Genomic DNA, 17,268 nt, shown 5'->3' on the forward strand with positions numbered 1-17,268 from the left:
GGAGGAGAGATTTCAGGATGAAATACGAAAAACTGGATGCGCCGTCCATTGCCGCGCGCCTGAGCGAATTGCAGGGCTGGGGACCCGCCCGTGACGGTGCTGCCATCGAAAAGACGTTTGTCTTTCGCGACTTTCGCCAGGCCTTCGGCTTCATGACCGAATGCGCACTGGCAGCCGAGAAGCTTGATCACCACCCCGAATGGTTCAACGTTTACAAGAAAGTTGATGTCGTTCTGACGACCCATTCCGCTGGTGGTGTGACGGAACTGGACTTCAAGCTCGCCGTTCTCATGGATCTGGCGGCGGCAAAGACCTGACGAGGGTGATTGAATCTGGAAGCCAGCATTCACATATGATTGATCGGGTCCGGACGAAAGGGATCGATGGCTATGGATGACGTGAAGATCGGTGAAATCCTGCTTCCTGGCGACGAGGAAACCCAGGAGCGACAGGAAGCAAAGGTTCGCAGCCGGTTCTGGCCAACCTTCAAGAAGGCTGCCCGCCAGATCCCGTTTTCGCGCGACCTGGTTGCCGCCTATTACTGCGCGACGGATCGCGAAACACCTTTTCGTGTGCGCGGCATTCTGCTTGCGGCGCTGGGCTACTTCATCATGCCGATCGATACGCTCCCCGACGTCTTGGCCGTTATCGGCTTCACCGATGACATTGCGGTGCTGACCACGGCCATCGCCTTGATAAATCGACATATCAAGGATCGGCACTACGAGGCTGCCGACAGTATATTGGCGGATGAGGAGCCGCTTCGGTAAGGGTTTGGTGGCTGATCCGAAATACGATGGTCAGCCCCACTCTTGCCTTTTTCTTTCCTTCTACATCCACGTGAGGATCGAGGTCCGCCAGCGTTTTTTGCCGGATTTCGGGGCGCCAAATGGAATGCCGACGCCAAAATATGACAAGAAGGCGCGCGCTGTTCATCGTTTGGTAAGGTAAATTAAGTCAAACTGAACACAGGTTTTGACGATGAACGTCCAGACGCATGGCTGGGCGATGGATGGAAACAACCGGCAGGAAGACATGTTCGTAAGAAGTAGCGTAACCGCACTGGCAATCCTCCTGGCGAGCAGCGGGCTCGCCAACGCGCAATCGCCCACGCGGATCGAACAGTTCAGGGCATGGGGTGCCTATTCCTACAAGGCGAATGGCGGCACGGTGTGCTACGTGTTGTCCGTTCCGACCACCAAGGAACCGGCAAGCGTCAATCACGGTGACATCTTCTTCGTGGTGTCGCAGCGTCCCGGTCAGAACATCTCGTACGAACCGCAGGCGATGATGGGGTACCCGATGAAGGGCGACTCCAAGGTCAATGTGAAGATCGACAACAAGAACTTCGTGATGTTCGTCAAGGACAGCTCTGCCTGGGTCGAGAACGCCGCCGAAGAGCCGGCGCTCGTCGCGGCGATGAAGGGCGGCTCCTCGATGACCGTTACGGCGACATCGGCTCGCGGCACTGCCACGAGCTACACCTATTCGCTGTCCGGTATTTCTGCGGCTCTGCAGAAAATCCAGGACTGCAAGTAAGTCTCGTTTGACGTTCATTCTCTTGAGGCCGGCGCGGTGCGCCGGCCTCTTTCATGCTTGCATGGCCGCTTCCGACGCGATCGGGGTGACGGATGGCAAAAAAGCTGCTATTGGCCGCTGCAATTCAGGACATAGGGCCTTTTCCCCTGTCCGCACGATCCATGAATTCATACCTGCCAGCCGGGAAACGCTCGATCACAGCGTGCCTGCCCCTATGGTCCAGAGGTTCAGACGATGACTGTCACCGTAACGCTGCCCGAGCGTAGCCAGACTGCGGCCCCGGTTCGCCCGATGGGTTCCGTCGAGAAGCCGAGCCTGATCGGTCTCGACCGCGAAGCTTTGGGCGACGCTCTGCGCGAAAAGGGCGTGCCGGAAAAGCAGATCAAGATGCGCGTCGCGCAGATCTGGAACTGGCTTTATGTGCGCGGCATTTCAGATTTCGACCATATGGCGAATGTCTCCAAGGACATGCGCGAAATGCTGAAGACGCATTTCACCATCGCGCGGCCCGAGATCGTCGAAGAGCAGGTGTCGAATGACGGTACCCGCAAGTGGCTGTTGCGCTTTCCGCCGCGCGGTGCCGGTCGTCCGGTCGAGGTCGAAAGCGTCTATATTCCGGAAGAAGGCCGCGGCACGCTCTGCATCTCGAGCCAGGTCGGCTGCACGCTCACCTGTTCCTTCTGTCATACCGGCACGCAGAAGCTGGTGCGCAATCTGACGGCCGAGGAAATCCTGTCGCAGCTGCTGCTTGCCCGCGACCGTCTCGGCGACTTCCCGGACCGCGAAATCCCTGTCGGCACGATGATGCCGTCGAGCGACCGCAAGATCACCAACATCGTCATGATGGGTATGGGCGAGCCGCTCTACAATTTCGAAGAGGTGAAGAAGGCTCTGCTGATCGCGACCGATGGCGATGGCCTGTCGCTGTCCAAGCGTCGCGTCACCCTGTCGACCTCGGGCGTTGTGCCGGAGATCTACCGGACCGGCGAAGAGATCGGCGTCATGCTGGCGATTTCGCTGCATGCGGTGCGCGATGAACTCCGCGACATGCTGGTGCCGATCAACAAGAAGTATCCGTTGAAGGAACTGATCGAAGCCTGTCGCAACTACCCCGGCCTGTCGAATGCCCGCCGCATCACCTTCGAATATGTTATGCTGAAGGACGTCAATGACAGCCTGGAAGATGCCAAGGACCTGATCCAGCTCTTGAAGGGCGTGCCGGCCAAGATCAACCTGATCCCGTTCAACCCATGGCCGGGCACCAACTATCAGTGCTCGGACTGGGCGCAGATCGAGAAGTTTGCCGACTTCATCAATCAGGCCGGTTATGCCTCGCCGATCCGCACGCCGCGCGGCCGCGATATTCTTGCCGCCTGCGGTCAACTGAAGTCGGAATCGGAGCGCATGCGCAAGACCGAGCGTCTGGCGTTTGAAGCGATGATGATCGCCAATCACGGCGAAGACGACGATTGAGATTGCGGCGGGACGTCTGTCCCGCCTGCGATATCACTTGGCCTGGGTCATGAAGATCTTCACCGCGAAGATCGAGAAGACGCCAGCGAAGGTGTAGTCGATGCCACGCAGAACCTTGCGGTTATTCTGCAGCCAGTTCGACATGAAATCCGCCCCATAGACGATGCCAATCCCTATCGGTAGCGACAGGATGATCGACCAGAGGCCGAGGAAGATCAGCTTGCCCGTCACGTTCGGGTCGGTGGCGGTGACGAATTGCGGCAGGAAGGTCATGAAGAAGATGATGACCTTCGGGTTCAGGAGATTGACCCAGAGCCCGTTCAGGAAGGCTCCCTTCTTCGACACGGCAGCATCCCCATCCGCCTTGATGACGAAGTTCGAGCCGTGTCGAACAGCTTGCAGCGCCAGCCAGAGCAGATAGGCCGCTCCCCCGGTTTTCAAAAGCAGGAAGGCCGTCGGCGAGGCGACGATGAGGGCCGAAATGCCGAAGGCGACCAGCATGGTGTGGATCGAGATGCCGAAGCTCGTGCCGGCAAGCGTCATCAGGCCGATGGCGCGACCGTCACGCAGCGACCGGCTGATCCAGAGTGTCATATCGGGACCGGGGGTGATGGCGAGCAGCAGGAGTGCCAGGCTGAAGGCGAGAAAGACGGGCAGGCTCGGGATAAAGTCCATGATGTCACCGCATGACGAAGCACCCGCGAGCTGCGGGTGCTTCATCCTTAGCGGCGTTCGATGACCTTGCCAATCAGCCTTTGGGGATCGACAGATAGGTCTTGAAAGCGTCTGCATAGTCCGGATGCCAGCGTGACAGCGGCGGACGGTTTTCGATGATATCGCCTGCGGCCCAGGCGATGCGCTTTTCGTCCAGCGCGCGGGTGACTTCATTGTCGGGGCAGAGAATGTAGAAATCGCCCGCGACCAGGCTTTCCAGCATGAAGTCGACCGTTTCTTCCGGCGTCCAGGCGCCTGCGGGCTTCTCGGTGCGGCCGTTTGCGGTCAGTCTGGTGAAGACGAAGCCGGGGATCAGCAAATGGGCGGTGACATTGCAGTCTGGCGTGTTGCGCAGCTCGTGTTGAAGAGCTTCGGTGAAGGCCTTCACGCCGGCCTTGGAGACATTGTAGGCCGGATCGCCGGGCGGCGTGGTGATCCCCTGCTTGGAGCCGGTGTTGATGATGAGAGCCGCATCCTTGTGGGCGACCATGCCCGGACCGAAGGTGCGTGTGCCATTGATGACAGCCATCAGGTTGACGCCGAGCACATTTTCCCAGTTTGCCTGCGGGCCGAAGAGCGCGCTGCCTGGCTGGATCCCGGCATTGTTCATCAGCACATGCACGCGTCCGAAGCGCTGGATGACGGCGCGTTCGAGAGCTTCGAGTTCGTCGAGCTTCGAGACATCCGTTGCGATCGCCACGATATCGGCTTCACCGCCGGCTGCAAGCGCCGTGACTTCGGCGGCCGCGCTTGCCAGCCGGTCGCCTTCGAGATCGACGAGGACGACGCAGAGACCCATGCGTGCAAAGGCCTTTGCCGCCGCGAGCCCGATACCCGAAGCAGCACCGGTGATGACGGCGACATGACCTTTCTGAAGCGCGGGATGCTGGATCGTCATGGGCAAACTCCTTTTAGGTCAATGGCTTTGACAGTGATGGCGATATGGTACCGGTGCTTGGCTTCGTCAACATGACGGCAAACTGGCCTCAGGTTCGCCTGGTGATCGGAGCCAACCGATCTTGGCCGCCACCTCGGCATGTCGATGCCCTTGCGCACCAGCGGAATCTCGCTAAAAGTGCCGCCATTCTTGATCCAGGCGGGGTTTTAGCCTCGCACCCTCCAGACGGAACATCGACATGGCACTCCCCAAAGACGTGAAGAAAGTCGTCCTCGCCTATTCCGGCGGCCTCGACACCTCGATCATCCTGAAATGGCTGCAGACCGAACTCGGCGCTGAAGTCGTCACCTTCACCGCCGATCTTGGCCAGGGTGAAGAGCTTGAGCCGGCCCGCAAGAAGGCCGAGATGCTCGGCATCAAGGAGATCTTCATCGAGGACGTACGGGAAGAATTCGTCCGCGATTTCGTCTTCCCGATGTTCCGCGCCAATGCTGTCTATGAAGGCGTTTACCTGCTCGGCACGTCGATCGCCCGTCCGCTGATCTCCAAGCACCTGATCGAGATCGCCAAGAAGACCGGCGCAGATGCCATTGCCCATGGCGCCACCGGCAAGGGCAATGATCAGGTTCGTTTCGAACTCTCGGCCTACGCGCTGAACCCCGACATCAAGATCATCGCGCCGTGGCGCGACTGGGCCTTCAAGAGCCGCACGGATCTCCTGAACTTTGCCGAACAGCACCAGATCCCGGTTGCTAAGGACAAGAAGGGCGAGGCGCCGTTCTCCGTCGATGCCAACCTGCTGCACTCTTCCTCCGAGGGGAAGGTTCTGGAAGATCCCGCTCAGGAGGCCCCGGAATACGTGCATATGCGCACGATCTCGCCGGAAGCCGCTCCGGACAAGGCGACCGTCATCAAGATTGGTTTCCGCAAGGGCGATGCCTGCTCGATCAATGGCGTCGAGATGAGCCCGGCGACGCTGCTCGCCGAACTCAACAATTATGGTCGCGACAACGGCATCGGTCGTCTCGACCTCGTCGAGAACCGCTTCGTCGGCATGAAGTCGCGTGGCGTCTACGAGACCCCCGGCGGCACCATCCTGCTTGCGGCCCACCGTGCGATCGAATCGATCACGCTCGATCGCGGCGCTGCGCACCTCAAGGATGAGATCATGCCGCGTTATGCCGAGCTCATCTATTACGGCTTCTGGTTCTCGCCGGAGCGCGAAATGCTGCAGGCCCTCATCGACAAGAGCCAGGAGCATGTCGAGGGCGAAGTGACGCTGAAGCTCTACAAGGGCAATGTCATGGTCATCGGTCGTGAATCGGCGAAGTCGCTGTATTCCGACCAGCTGGTCACCTTTGAGGACGACCAGGGCGCCTACGACCAGAAGGATGCAGCCGGCTTCATCAAGCTGAACGCGCTTCGCCTGCGCACGCTCGCCAAGCGCAATCTCGGCAAGTAATCAGCACGTCTGAAAACAGATCGCCCGCCTTCCCCTTGGGGAGGCGGGCTTTTTCATGCCCGGCGTTCGAGCCGGCGCAGCCAGAGGAAGCCGGCAACAGCGCTCAGTTCCATGAAGGGTATGATGATGCCGAAGGCGATTAGGGGATCGCCGATCGAAGCAGCCGCAACACCGCCGGCAAAGCCGGCGCTCATCTGCAGGAAGCCGGTGAGCGCCGAAGCTGAACCCGCAATGTGTGGAAAGGGCGCCATGCTGGTGGTGACGATATGCGGGCTTAAGAAAGCGAGGCCGAAGGTGCAGATTGCCACGGGCCCCATGATCGACAAAAAGAATGGGGGCACGAAGGCAACCGAGAGCGCCATGATGATGGCGCCGGTGCCGCAGAGCGCAATTCCGATCCGTGAAGCCGTCAGACCCGAGATGTGGCGGGACACGAGCTTCAGCGTCAGCGAACCGGTCAGATAGGCGCCCGATTGCATCAGCATGCCCATGCCGAACTGGGTGGGCGTCAGGCCGACCTCGTTGATCAGGACGAAAGGCAACATGGTCGACTGGGCATAAAGCGCGCCGATCGTGCCGCTGAGCACCAGCGATGCCGCCAGGAAGCGGGCATGGCCTGCAACCTCCAGATAGTTCTTGACCAGCTGGCCGGGGCGCAGTCGGCCGAGATCCGGAACGATCGTCTCCTTCAGCAGTGTCAGGGTGAAACCCATGGCCAACAGGCCGAACGCGACCATCAGGAGAAAGACCGCATTCCAGCCGAAGGCCGCAAGCGTCAAGCCGCCCAGCGTTGGCCCCATCGCCGGGCCGACCGCAAGGAATATGCCGATGGTGTTCAAGATGCGGCTTGCATCCACGCCGGTGTAGAGATCCCGGACAATCGCGCGTCCGACGACGACGCCAACCGATGCGCCGATGCCCTGGATCAGGCGTGCGGCCAGGATGAATTCGACGCTCGGTGCGAGCGTCGCCAGCAGTGAGCCCGCCAGATATATCGTCAGAAAGATAAGGGTCGCCATCTTGCGGCCCAGGGCATCGGCCAGCGGTCCGGCGACCAGTTGGGCGAGCGCGAAGCCGGCGAAGAACATCGAGAGGCTGAGCTTGATCGCCGCGTCTGTCGTGCCGAAGGCCCTCACCAGCTCGGGCATGGCCGGCGTGTAGATCGCCATGGAGATGGGGCCGAGCGTGGTCAGGAAGGCGCCTAGGAAGGTGGTGCGCCGCTCGCTCATGCGCATTTCGGTCATTCGATCAGGTCCGGCATCATGAAGAAAGGCGCCCCTGCGGCGCCTTCTGGAGATGACTTAGTGCTGTTGATGCCAGAGATCGAGTGCCAATCTCCGTCTGTCGTCTGGTCAGGTCGTCTTCGCGAAGAAGTCCAGGACCTTGGCGTAGGAGTCGGCCATGTCCATGTCGCCGATCATTTCGGCCAGTGACTGCTGCGTGCGGTAGTATTCCGCATAATCGAAATCGGAGTCGTCCGTCAGCGTGGAGAGGTCCAGGATATTTCCGTTTCGATCGACAGTCTGCAGGGGCAGTTCTGTCGAGAGCTCGCGATAGGTGTCTGCATCGATTTCATCTCGCTGGAAGCTCTCAGACGCGATCTCACGCAGGCGCCGAGGCGTCATGCTGGCGAAAACGGACAGCGCTTCTTCAAAAATCTCAGCTTCTTTTGTGATCTCAGTCTTCGGCGACAAGTCAGTCAGACGCACGTCGGACTGTGGGGTCGTTTCTTTGACGCGAAGGGATGAAACGCCTACCGGTTGGATTGGAAAGATTTCCATGGCCGTGACCGTCCTTTCATAGGATGAATCGATCTATGGGCCTATTCGAATGTACGTCAATTGGCCTCGGTTTCGCCTGAGGAAAAATCTCGTCTTGTTCACTGATTTTTGCGTGCCTGCAGCCCCTTTGCCGGGCTAACATGGTGGAAAATCAGTGCTTCGCCTGCATTCAAGCGAGGTTTCAGGAGGTTCATGCATGACTGATTCGCCCGCTTTCAATCCCGCCGTCATCGATTGGCAGGGCCCCCATGGCCTGCCGCAATTCGAACAGGTCGGTGATGGTGACTATGCGCCGGCCTTCGAGGCGGCGTTGCAAGAGCATAACGCGGAGATCGACGCGATCGCCGACAATCCGGAGCCGGCAAGCTTCGAGAACACGATTGTGGCACTCGAAATCGCCGGTGACGCCCTCTCGCGCGTCTCGGCTCTGTTCTGGAACCGGGCAGGTGCGCATACCAATCCTGGCATCCAGGCGCTTGAGCGCGAGATTGCCCCGAAGATGTCGCGTCATTATTCGAAGATTGGCATGAACGCGGCTTTGTTTGCCCGGATCGATGATCTCTGGAGCCGTCGTGCCGAGCTTGGCCTGACCGTCGAGCAGACGCGTGTTCTGGAGCGCCATTGGAAGGGCTTCGTCAAGGCGGGCGCCAAGTTGCCCAAGGCGGAGCAGGAACGCCTTGCGGCCATCAACGAGCGGCTGGCAAGCCTTGGCGCGAATTTCGGCCAGAATGTTCTGGCGGATGAATCCTCCTGGATATTGCCGCTCTCCGGCGAGGACGACCTTGCCGGCATTCCGGCCTTTCTCCGCGACGCCATGGCGTCCGCTGCGGCGGCCCATGGTGGCGGGCACAGCCATGTGGTGACGCTGTCGCGCTCGATCATCGAGCCCTTCCTCACCTTCTCGGAACGCCGTGATCTGCGCGAGACCGCCTTCAAGGCCTGGACGTCGCGCGGCATCAATGGAGGCGAGACCGACAATCGCGGCATCGTCAAGGAGACGCTGGCGCTTCGGGCGGAGAAAGCGGGGCTTCTTGGCTACAAGGATTTCGCCTCCTTCAAGCTCGACAACACGATGGCGAAAACGCCGGAAGCGGTGAATGGTCTGTTGATACAGGTCTGGGAAAAGGCCGTTTCGCAGGCGCGGGCAGAAGAAGCCGAACTCGCCGCCGTGATTGCCGATGAGGGCAAGAACCATAAGGTCGCGCCCTGGGACTGGCGTCACTATGCCGAAAAACTGAGGGCGAAGAAGTTCGATTTCTCCGAAGCCGAACTGAAGCCCTACCTGCAGCTCGAAAAGATCATCGACGCCTGCTTCGATGTTGCCGGCCGTATCTTCGGCATTCGCGCCGTGCCGCTTGCCAATGTCGTCGGTTACCATCCGGATGTGCGCGTCTTTGAAATCCGTGATCGCAACGACACGCTGGTCGCCCTCTTCCTCGGCGACTATTTCGCCCGTCCCTCCAAGCGTTCCGGTGCCTGGATGAGCAGCTTCCAGACCCAGCATCGGCTGCCCTTGAAGAACGGCCGTCAGGGCGAGCTGCCGATCATCTACAATGTCTGCAACTTCGCGAAGCCCGAACCCGGCAAGCCGGCGCTGCTGTCGCTCGATGATGCGCGGACGCTGTTCCATGAATTCGGCCATGCTGCCCATGGCATGCTGTCGAATGTCACCTATCCCTCGGTTTCCGGCACGGGCGTCTCGCGTGATTTCGTCGAGCTGCCGTCGCAGCTTTACGAGCACTGGCTGACGGTGCCGGAGATCCTGAAGACCTATGCGGTGCATTACCAGACGGGTGAACCGATGCCGCAGGCGCTGCTCGACAAGGTGCTCGCCGCCCGGACCTTCAATGCCGGCTTCAACACGGTCGAGTTCACCTCGTCGGCGCTGGTCGACATGGCCTTCCATACGCGGGCAGCCGTGGAGGACCCGATGGCCGTTCAGGCCGAAGTGCTTGAGAAGATCGGTATGCCCTCATCGATCGTCATGCGCCATGCCACGCCGCACTTCCAGCACGTCTTCTCCGGGGATGGTTACTCGGCGGGTTATTATTCCTATATGTGGTCGGAAGTGCTCGATGCGGATGCCTTCGCCGCCTTCGAGGAAACCGGCAATCCCTTCGATCCGGAGATGGCAACGAAGCTCAAGACACATATCTATGCGTCTGGCGGATCGGTCGATCCGGAGGATGCCTACAAGGCCTTCCGGGGCAAGATGCCGAGCCCGGAGGCGATGCTGAAGAAGAAAGGCCTTGCTGCCTAAGCGTCGCGACGCCGATCAAAAGGGCCGCCGGCGGTAACCATCGCCGGCGCTTCGGGCGTTTCCCCCTTTCGCAAATGCAAAAAACAGGGTATGAGCGCGCCAAAGTAAATCGGCGCCTCTCTCCCGTATTGCGCCCCAGCACTCAGAGATCTTGGATATGAACCTCCGCAATATCGCGATCATTGCGCACGTTGACCATGGGAAAACGACCCTCGTCGACGAGCTCCTCAAGCAGTCCGGCTCGTTCCGCGAGAACCAGCGCGTGATGGAACGCGTTATGGACTCGAACGACATCGAAAAGGAGCGCGGGATCACCATTCTCGCCAAGGCGACGTCGATCGAGTGGAAGGACACCCGCATCAACATCGTCGACACCCCCGGCCACGCCGACTTCGGTGGTGAAGTCGAGCGCATTCTCTCGATGGTGGATGGCGCAATCGTTCTCGTTGATGCTGCCGAAGGCCCGATGCCGCAGACCAAGTTCGTGGTCGGCAAGGCGCTTAAGGTCGGTCTTCGCCCGATCGTTGCGATCAACAAGGTCGACCGTCCGGACGCCCGTATCGACGAAGTTGTCAACGAAGTCTTCGACCTTTTCGCTGCGCTCGACGCGACCGACGAGCAGCTCGACTTCCCGATCCTCTACGGTTCGGGCCGCTCCGGCTGGATGAACACCGATCCGAACGGTTCGCAGGAAGAAGGCCTGACGCCGCTGCTCGACCTCGTGGTCAAGCATGTCCCGGCGCCGACGGTCGAAGAAGGCCCGTTTAAGATGATCGGCACGATCCTGGAAGCCAACAACTTCCTCGGCCGCATCATCACCGGTCGTATCGCTGCCGGCTCGATCAAGCCGAACCAGGCCGTCAAGGTCCTCGGTCAGGACGGCAAGCTCATCGAACAGGGCCGTATCTCCAAGATCCTCGCCTTCCGCGGCATCGAGCGCACCGCCATCGAAGAAGCCCATGCCGGTGACATCGTTGCGATCGCAGGCCTCTCCAAGGGCACCGTTGCCGATACCTTCTGCGATCCGGCCGTGACCGAAGCGATGAAGGCGCAGCCGATCGACCCGCCGACCGTCACGATGTCCTTCATCGTCAACGACAGCCCGCTTGCCGGCACCGAAGGCGACAAGGTGACGAGCCGCGTTATCCGCGACCGCCTGTTCAAGGAAGCCGAAGGCAATGTCGCGCTGAAGATCGAAGAGTCGGCCGACAAGGACTCGTTCTTCGTCTCCGGTCGCGGTGAACTTCAGCTCGCCGTCCTCATCGAAAACATGCGCCGTGAAGGCTTCGAGCTTGCCGTATCGCGTCCGCGCGTGGTCATGCACAAGGACGAAGCGACCGGCCAGATGATGGAGCCGATCGAAGAAGTCGTTATCGACGTCGACGAAGAGCATTCCGGCGTGGTCGTGCAGAAGATGTCCGAGCGCAAGGCCGAAATGGTCGAGCTTCGTCCGTCGGGCGGCAACCGCGTTCGTCTGGTCTTCTTTGCTCCGACCCGTGGCCTGATCGGCTACCAGTCGGAACTCTTGACCGATACGCGCGGCACCGCCGTGATGAACCGCCTGTTCCATGACTACCAGCCCTACAAGGGTGAGATCGGTGGCCGCGTCAACGGCGTTCTGCTCGCCAACGAAGCCGGCGAAGCCGTGGCCTATGCCCTGTTCAACCTGGAAGATCGCGGCCCGATGATCATCGATGCCGGCGAGAAGGTCTATATGGGCATGATCATCGGCATTCATAGCCGTGACAACGATCTGGAAGTGAACGTCTTGAAGGGCAAGAAGCTCACCAACATCCGTGCTGCCGGCAAGGATGAAGCGGTCAAGCTCACCCCGCCGATCCGCTTCACGCTCGAGCGTGCGCTGTCCTGGATCCAGGACGACGAGTTGGTCGAAGTCACGCCGAAGTCCATCCGCCTTCGCAAGATGTTCCTCGACGCCAACGACCGCAAGCGCATGGAAAAGGCCAAGTCCGCCGTCGCCGGCTGAACCTTTTGAAAATACGTCTCATTTTGAAACCCCGGTCGCCTCGGCCGGGGTTTTGTTTGTGAATGCGACCGGTTCTGCCTTGCGAGTAATCTTAAAAAAGCGTTAAATTTTCCCATTGGGCCGATGTAGGCCCGGGCTCCGCGTCTCCTTCCTCGGCGCGCCAGGGTGAGTTTACGTTATGAAGACGTTGTCGATCGACTTGCGCTTGGCAGGTCCCGGGGATGCCGCAGCGATCGCGGACGCCCATCGCAATGCCTGGATGCACGCCTATTCGGGGATCATACCCTACCGCGCTCTGTCCCGAATGATCGAGCGACGTGGCGAAAGCTGGTGGCGCAAGGCCACGCGCGGCCCTGCCACCATCCTCGTTGCGGAAGTCGCCGGTGTCGTCGCGGGCTATGCATCTCTCGGTCACAATCGCGCTCGAGCCCTGCCGCATGAAGGGGAGATTTACGAGCTCTATCTCCGACCGGAATATCAGGGCATCGGGCTCGGTTACCAGCTTTTCCACGAAGCACGGCGCCTGTTGAAGTCGCTCGGCTGCAAGGGCATGGTCGTCTGGTGCCTGGAAGACAGCGAAATCGCTGCCAATTTCTTCCGCACCAATGGCGGCGTCGATGCCGTCGAAGGCATGGAAGACTTCGACGACGTTCATTTAAAGAAGCTCGGCTTCATCTGGAACTGACGGGATCTCCCTCAGTCCACGACATAGCCTTCCGGCCAGCTGAAACTGCGCTCGCTCGTCAGATCCCCGCGCTTGCCGTACCATTCCGGCGGCTGCATGCCGCAGTCGAAACTGCCTGCAACCTCGTCAGCGACGCGCCTCGCGAGCTCATTTGCTTTGGGCGTCGATTTCGCATCCACCATGCCGACGAAGCAGGAGCCCGGATAGGCCGGTGTTCCGACACGGGAGATGACGAGCACCTGCCCCGTGCTTTCAGGGCTGGGTGAGCCGCTTGGTCCGGGATTTTCAATGAACCAGCGCAGGATGGCTGCGAAAGGCCGGCCATTGCCGTCGAGCCGCCACTCGATTTTCGTGTTGACCCGGTTGAAGGCGGCAAAGCTCTCGAAAGCCGCGTCGATCAGCTCCTGATCGATCTGACCGAACAGCACGCTCTGGCGCAGGTCGCCCTCCTTGAAATACACGGGATAACCTTTGTATCCCCGGCACCGGAGAGATGCGCCCATGGGATCCTCCGCCAGTGTTTCACAGGCATCGAGATTCAGATCCGTATAGGCGCTGTCATTGGCCATCGACGGGCTTGCCAAGGCGAGACCTCCGAGGATCAATAATCCCGACATCAGGTGTTTTACAGGCTTGGTCATCCGAATTCTCCCCCAGGTTTTGATCGTCGCCAGCACATGCTCAGGCTCCGCCGAAAGCCGTGTTGCATTGCGCCATGATACGCATTAGGTAGCGCAGGAATTCAACACTCTACGGGGTCCCACAATATGCGCATTGATGCAATTGCCATCGGCAAGAACCCGCCGGAAGATATCAACGTCATCGTCGAAGTTCCGGTTGGCGGCCAGCCGATCAAGTACGAAATGGACAAGGATGCCGGCACGCTCGTCGTCGACCGCTTCCTCTACACCCCGATGACCTATCCGGGCAATTACGGCTTCGTGCCGCACACGCTCTGCAAGGACGGCGACCCGCTCGACGTTCTCATCTGCAACACACGCCCGCTGGTGCCCGGTTGCGTCATCAATGTCCGCCCGATCGGCGTGATGATGATGGAAGACGATGGCGGCATGGACGAGAAGATCCTCGCTGTTCCGGTGCCGAAGCTGACGCGTCGTTACGACAAGATCGCCAACTACACGGACCTGCCGGAAATCACGCTGAAGCAGATCCAGCACTTCTTCGAGCATTACAAGGATCTGGAGCCCGGCAAATGGGTGAAGATCGGCGACTGGATGAATGTTGATGCCGCCAAGCAGATCATTCTGGAATCGATCCAGCGCGCCAAGGACGAAAAGAAGTAATTTCAGGCCGACGCCAGCGCGTCTATCCTTGATTTCAAGTCCTCCGGGTCGCCGTCGATCCGGAGGATTTTTTGTCTGGCGGTTTCGCCCGTCACGACAGTGATTTTGGATTTGGGCACCTTGATCGCCTTTGCCAGTAGCGCGATCAGTGCCTTGTTGGCCTTGCCCTTCTCCGGCATGGCGGTCACGCGGGCTTTCAGATGCGCCAGGCCATCACCTGCAATCTCCACGCCTTCCAACGCATCACGCCCGCCGTTGGGTGTCAGCCGGACGGCGAGCAGGATGTTATCACTGCAGAGGCGATAGGGGAGGGTCACGCCACCAGCGGATAGATGCTGTTCCAGAGGAAGGAGCGCAGGAAGAAGATGATCAGCAGCAGGATAATCGGCGAGATGTCGATGCCGCCGAGATCCGGCATGAAGCGGCGGATCGGGCGCAGGGCCGGTTCGGTTACGTTGTAAAAGAACTGGCCGAGGGTGGCGACGAAGCGGTTGCTGGAATTGATCACATTGAAAGCGTAGAGCCAGGAGAAGATGGCACTCCCGATCAGAATCCAGGTGAAGATGCTCAAGGCAAGGTCAATCGTCTGAAACAGGGCGTACATTCAGGTCTCCATTTCTCGGTTGACAGAGATGTAGACATTGGCGACTTAACGGACAAGTGGATGGGGCCCACGCAATCAGAATCATGTTTAACGGCGGGCCTGCCCGCAGCTTAAGGTATTTTCGATGCACCCGTCCTCGGCCGACGATCGTTTCGCGGCGTTTCGGCATTCCTCCTATACCCGCTTCTTCTTCGCCCGCTTTCTCGGCGCCTTCGCCACGCAGATCCTCAGCGTCTCCGTCGGCTGGCAGATGTACGACAAGACGGGCAATGTCTTCTATCTCGGCCTGATCGGTCTGGTGCAGTTCCTGCCGTCGCTGCTTCTGATTCTCGTGACCGGATCGGTTGCCGACCGGTATAACCGCCGGGCCATCGTCGCTATCTGCATGATCCTGAGCGCCATCTGTGCTGCTGCCCTGCTCTTCCTGACCGTCACCGATTCCTTCGAGCCGACCATCGTGTTCGCGATCCTTGTGGTCTTCGGGATCGAACGTGCCTTTGCCGCACCGGCGGTCCAGTCGCTTGCGCCCAATCTCGTGCCACAGAAGGATCTCTCGAATGCGGTCGCCTGGAACTCGTCTTCCTGGCAGACGGCCTCGATCGTCGGACCGGTCGCCGGCGGCCTGCTTTATGGCGCAAGCCCGGTCGTCGCCTATTCGGTGTCCTTCGGCTTTTTCGCTGCCGCCGCAGTGCTGGTCTTCCTTGTCAAGCGCCCACCGCAGCCAAGGTCCCAGAAAGCTGTCACGCTCGATACGCTGTTTGCCGGTTTCCGCTTCATCTTCGGGGAAAAGGTGGTGCTGGGCGCGATCTCGCTCGACCTCTTCGCCGTGCTGCTTGGCGGTGCTGTCGCGCTGATGCCGGTCTTTGCCCGCGACATCCTCGATCTCGGTCCCTGGGGCCTCGGCCTGCTGCGCGCAGCGCCCGGGCTCGGCGCCATCGTCGTCGCAATCGCGCTTGCAAGCTTCCCAATCCGCCACAATGCCGGGATCTTCATGTTCATCGGCGTTGCGCTGTTCGGGGCCGGCACCATCGTCTTCGGCTTGTCCGAATATGCGTGGCTTTCGATCCTCGCTCTGATGCTCATGGGCGCCGCCGACATGGCATCGGTTTATGTGCGCGAGACCCTGATCGCACTCTGGACCCCGGATGACGTGCGTGGCCGCGTCAACGCCGTCAACATGGTCTTCGTCGGCGCCTCCAACGAACTCGGCGAGTTCCGCGCCGGTACGCTGGCGCATTTCATCGGGCCCGTCCCAGCGGTTGTGCTTGGTGGTTTTGGAACGCTTGCCGTTGCCGCCGTCTGGGCGCTCGGCTTCCCGCAGCTGCGCAAGATCGACAGCCTGGAAGCGCCGGAGCGTCAGGAGACGCGCTGATCTCGCTCGAAGATCAGGTCGAGGAAATCCGATAGCCAGGCCTTGAGCGGCGCGTCGAAGATCATCCGGCCTTCCAGATGCTCGCGGCCCTGCTGGGCGTTCGGCAGGACGAAGCGATGGGCGCCGTGAACCACCCAGCGGTGCATCATGGCGCGGGTCAGTTCGGCGTGGAACTGCACGGCCCAGGCATTTTCGCCATAGCGGAAGGCCTGATTGGGATAGACGTCCCCGGTTGCCAGCAGCTTTGCACTACGCGGCAGGCTGAAGCCTTCGCGGTGGAAGTGGTAGACCATCTTTGGCCAGTGCATCAGCAACCGGCCATGCTCCGTCGGGTGGATCGGATACCAGCCGATTTCGGTGCGCTCTTCCCGGTCTGCCTCGACCTTGCCGCCAAGATGGCGGACCAGCATCTGGGCGCCGAGGCAGATGCCGAGGAAGGGCTTGTCCTCCTTGAGCGGCACGTCGAGCCAGTTGATTTCGGTTTTGATATACTCATCAGGGTCGTTGGCACTCATCGGGCCGCCAAAGACGACGGCGCCGGCATGGTCTTTCAGCGTTTTCGGCAGTTCCTGGCCGAGCACGGGGCGTCGGATGTCGAGGGGGTAGCCCTTCTCTTCCAGCATCTGTCCGACGCGGCCAGGGCTCGACCTTTCCTGGTGCAGAACGATGAGAACAGGCTGCTTGCGATCGCGCGGGCGCGACCGGTCCTCACGTGGCATCGTCGATGGCTCCAAGACCCGCCCGTTCGGCTGCTTCCTGTCGCTGGACGATGCGTTCCCGTCCGGAGACGCCGAGCAGATCGGCAACCCGCCAGATCGCATGATCCTCCATTTCGCTGCGGGTGCCATCGGCATAGACGATGTCCCAGAGGATGCCGACCAGATGCTGGCGCTCGTCTTCGTCCAGCTGGCGCTTCAGTTCGGTGGTGAAGCGATAGTAGTCGACCGCCTCGCTTTCGGCGTCCTGGCCGGCTTCGATCAAGGCATCGAGCGCGCCATCATCAAGCCCGTATTCTTCCTTCAGGATTTCTCGCAGTTTCATCCGCTCGGCATCGCGCACGACACCGTCTGCCTCCATGACCTGGAGACAGAGGGCAGCCACGGCAATCCGGGGATCATCGGGCGCAAAGACCGCCTTGGGACGATCCTGCATCACGGATTGGAAGAAGGCTTGCAGGCGATCGAGCATC

At 60.3% G+C, this 17,268-nt stretch carries 19 protein-coding genes; 10 read left to right on the forward strand and 9 right to left on the reverse strand.

The genetic code is table 11. The features are described 5' to 3' along the window. Positions 1 to 17 precede the first annotated feature (17 nt). The 4 genes from AC1PUL_RS19705 (at position 18) to rlmN (ending at position 3,012) form a co-directional block, all read left to right on the forward strand. Positions 18 to 317 carry a 4a-hydroxytetrahydrobiopterin dehydratase gene (locus AC1PUL_RS19705; RefSeq protein ID WP_480465705.1) on the forward strand — a complete coding sequence of 100 codons (300 nt, stop codon included), beginning with the start codon at positions 18 to 20 and terminating at the stop codon, positions 315 to 317. 72 nt (positions 318 to 389) lie between these two features. Continuing rightward, positions 390 to 770 carry a YkvA family protein gene (locus AC1PUL_RS19710; protein ID WP_480468643.1) on the forward strand — a complete coding sequence of 127 codons (381 nt, stop codon included), beginning with the start codon at positions 390 to 392 and terminating at the stop codon, positions 768 to 770. Positions 771 to 1,035: 265 nt separating this feature from the next. Beyond that, positions 1,036 to 1,539, forward strand: a complete 504-nt coding sequence (locus tag AC1PUL_RS19715) for an invasion associated locus B family protein (RefSeq protein ID WP_298461149.1) — start codon at positions 1,036 to 1,038, stop codon at positions 1,537 to 1,539. Positions 1,540 to 1,830: 291 nt separating this feature from the next. Then, entirely contained in the window at positions 1,831 to 3,012 is a 1,182-nt protein-coding gene (gene rlmN, locus AC1PUL_RS19720) for a dual-specificity RNA methyltransferase RlmN (RefSeq protein WP_480468644.1), read from the forward strand. A 33-nt stretch (positions 3,013 to 3,045) separates the two neighbouring features. On the opposite strand, the gene AC1PUL_RS19725 is transcribed toward rlmN, so the two are convergent. Together AC1PUL_RS19725 and AC1PUL_RS19730 are read right to left on the reverse strand one after the other, a co-directional pair. Continuing rightward, positions 3,046 to 3,687 carry a LysE family translocator gene (locus tag AC1PUL_RS19725; RefSeq protein ID WP_480465706.1) on the reverse strand — a complete coding sequence of 214 codons (642 nt, stop codon included), beginning with the start codon at positions 3,685 to 3,687 and terminating at the stop codon, positions 3,046 to 3,048. Positions 3,688 to 3,760: 73 nt separating this feature from the next. Continuing rightward, positions 3,761 to 4,624: an SDR family NAD(P)-dependent oxidoreductase gene (locus AC1PUL_RS19730; protein ID WP_480465707.1), complete on the reverse strand. Its 864-nt coding sequence runs from the start codon at positions 4,622 to 4,624 to the stop codon at positions 3,761 to 3,763. Between the two features lie 238 nt (positions 4,625 to 4,862). Between AC1PUL_RS19730 and AC1PUL_RS19735 the strand changes: the two genes are divergently transcribed. Continuing rightward, on the forward strand, positions 4,863 to 6,086 hold the full coding sequence (locus AC1PUL_RS19735; protein ID WP_480465708.1) for an argininosuccinate synthase: 1,224 nt from the start codon (positions 4,863 to 4,865) through the stop codon (positions 6,084 to 6,086). 53 nt (positions 6,087 to 6,139) lie between these two features. On the opposite strand, the gene AC1PUL_RS19740 is transcribed toward AC1PUL_RS19735, so the two are convergent. Next, the gene (locus tag AC1PUL_RS19740) at positions 6,140 to 7,330 is read right to left on the reverse strand and encodes a multidrug effflux MFS transporter (protein WP_480465709.1); all 1,191 of its coding nucleotides are present in this window, start codon (positions 7,328 to 7,330) and stop codon (positions 6,140 to 6,142) included. Between the two features lie 108 nt (positions 7,331 to 7,438). Then, entirely contained in the window at positions 7,439 to 7,867 is a 429-nt protein-coding gene (locus AC1PUL_RS19745) for a hypothetical protein (RefSeq protein WP_480465710.1), read from the reverse strand. Between the two features lie 196 nt (positions 7,868 to 8,063). On the opposite strand from AC1PUL_RS19745, the gene AC1PUL_RS19750 reads away from it, so the two are divergent. From AC1PUL_RS19750 to AC1PUL_RS19760, 3 genes are all read left to right on the forward strand, one after another. Further along, positions 8,064 to 10,127 carry a M3 family metallopeptidase gene (locus tag AC1PUL_RS19750; RefSeq protein ID WP_480465711.1) on the forward strand — a complete coding sequence of 688 codons (2,064 nt, stop codon included), beginning with the start codon at positions 8,064 to 8,066 and terminating at the stop codon, positions 10,125 to 10,127. Positions 10,128 to 10,284: 157 nt separating this feature from the next. Beyond that, the gene (gene typA, locus AC1PUL_RS19755; protein ID WP_480465712.1) at positions 10,285 to 12,114 is read left to right on the forward strand and encodes a translational GTPase TypA; all 1,830 of its coding nucleotides are present in this window, start codon (positions 10,285 to 10,287) and stop codon (positions 12,112 to 12,114) included. Positions 12,115 to 12,292: 178 nt separating this feature from the next. Next, positions 12,293 to 12,799, forward strand: a complete 507-nt coding sequence (locus AC1PUL_RS19760) for an N-acetyltransferase family protein (RefSeq protein ID WP_480465713.1) — start codon at positions 12,293 to 12,295, stop codon at positions 12,797 to 12,799. Between the two features lie 11 nt (positions 12,800 to 12,810). On the opposite strand, the gene AC1PUL_RS19765 is transcribed toward AC1PUL_RS19760, so the two are convergent. After that, a complete protein-coding gene (locus AC1PUL_RS19765; protein ID WP_480465714.1) occupies positions 12,811 to 13,440 on the reverse strand; it encodes a hypothetical protein in 630 nt (209 codons plus the stop codon). Positions 13,441 to 13,566: 126 nt separating this feature from the next. Between AC1PUL_RS19765 and ppa the strand changes: the two genes are divergently transcribed. After that, on the forward strand, positions 13,567 to 14,103 hold the full coding sequence (gene ppa, locus AC1PUL_RS19770; protein ID WP_480465715.1) for an inorganic diphosphatase: 537 nt from the start codon (positions 13,567 to 13,569) through the stop codon (positions 14,101 to 14,103). Between the two features lie 2 nt (positions 14,104 to 14,105). Here ppa and AC1PUL_RS19775 read toward each other — a convergent pair whose 3' ends face one another. Both AC1PUL_RS19775 and AC1PUL_RS19780 read right to left on the reverse strand, forming a co-directional pair. After that, a complete protein-coding gene (locus tag AC1PUL_RS19775; protein ID WP_480465716.1) occupies positions 14,106 to 14,420 on the reverse strand; it encodes a DUF167 domain-containing protein in 315 nt (104 codons plus the stop codon). Beyond that, on the reverse strand, positions 14,417 to 14,707 hold the full coding sequence (locus tag AC1PUL_RS19780) for a YggT family protein (protein WP_480465717.1): 291 nt from the start codon (positions 14,705 to 14,707) through the stop codon (positions 14,417 to 14,419). The genes AC1PUL_RS19775 and AC1PUL_RS19780 overlap by 4 nt, the downstream gene beginning before the upstream one ends. Positions 14,708 to 14,831: 124 nt before the next feature. Here AC1PUL_RS19780 and AC1PUL_RS19785 point away from each other — a divergent pair, with 124 nt between their 5' ends. After that, a complete protein-coding gene (locus AC1PUL_RS19785) occupies positions 14,832 to 16,079 on the forward strand; it encodes an MFS transporter (RefSeq protein WP_480465718.1) in 1,248 nt (415 codons plus the stop codon). Here AC1PUL_RS19785 and AC1PUL_RS19790 read toward each other — a convergent pair. After that, positions 16,064 to 16,798, reverse strand: a complete 735-nt coding sequence (locus AC1PUL_RS19790) for a glutamine amidotransferase (protein ID WP_480465719.1) — start codon at positions 16,796 to 16,798, stop codon at positions 16,064 to 16,066. The two genes, AC1PUL_RS19785 and AC1PUL_RS19790, sit on opposite strands and share 16 nt — an antisense overlap. After that, on the reverse strand, positions 16,788 to 17,267 hold the full coding sequence (locus AC1PUL_RS19795) for a tellurite resistance TerB family protein (protein WP_480465720.1): 480 nt from the start codon (positions 17,265 to 17,267) through the stop codon (positions 16,788 to 16,790). Before AC1PUL_RS19795 ends, AC1PUL_RS19790 begins: the two co-directional genes overlap by 11 nt. Position 17,268 lies beyond the last annotated feature (1 nt).

This window comes from Rhizobium sp. P43, assembly GCF_056730705.1.